At 78.0% G+C, this 628-nt stretch carries 1 pseudogene; it reads left to right on the top strand.

Annotated features, from left to right (window positions below):
- Positions 1-628 (top strand): annotated as a pseudogene (locus ABD327_RS31895) (hypothetical protein); the annotation flags it as partial.

The raw sequence follows: 628 nt of genomic DNA, 5'->3' as shown, positions 1-628 counted from the left end.
GATCGCCGAAGCGCTGCACCTGTCGGCGCCGTGGGGCGAGGCCGACCCGGACGCGCCCGCCTCGACCCTGCTGGAGCAGATCTCCCGCCGGGCCGCCGCCGAGGAGGAGCTGGTCGTCGCGCCCGAGGCGTTCCTCGACCTCGCCGCCCGCCTGCCCGGAGTCACCGGCGTGAGCGTCCTGCCGAAGACCGGACGCGGCCGCAACGAGCTGAGCCTGTTCCGCTACGACGTGGTCCTGTACGTCGGAGGGGTTGGGCCGGCGGACGTGCCGTCCGCCGACTGGGAGGGCGAGGGCCTGACCACCGCGCTCCTGCGCGAGCGCCTGGCCGCCGCCGACCCGGCGCCGCTGGCCGTCACCGGGGTCCCGGACATCCGCCTGGGCGTCAAGCTCGCCGCGCTGGACCTGCTGCACGGCGGCGTGCGGACCGTCGGGGAGCTCACCGAGGCGATCCAGCCGGTCTTCGCCGCGCCCGGCGGCCCGGTCGACCCGGCCGAGCTCGTCGCGGTCGGGCAGGAGGCCGGCTACGAGGCCGTGGTCCGGTACGGCGGCCACGGCAGGGTCGACATCGTCCTCACGCCGCGCGCGGACGAGGCGCGCGGCCCGGAGCCCGCCGCGGTGGCCCCGGCC

The sequence above is a fragment of the Actinocorallia aurantiaca genome (genome assembly GCF_039533685.1).
Taxonomy (GTDB): Bacteria; Actinomycetota; Actinomycetes; order Streptosporangiales; family Streptosporangiaceae; genus Actinocorallia; species Actinocorallia aurantiaca.
Note: the sequence above shows the minus strand (reverse complement) of the source record. Positions and strands in the feature narration are given on the sequence as shown.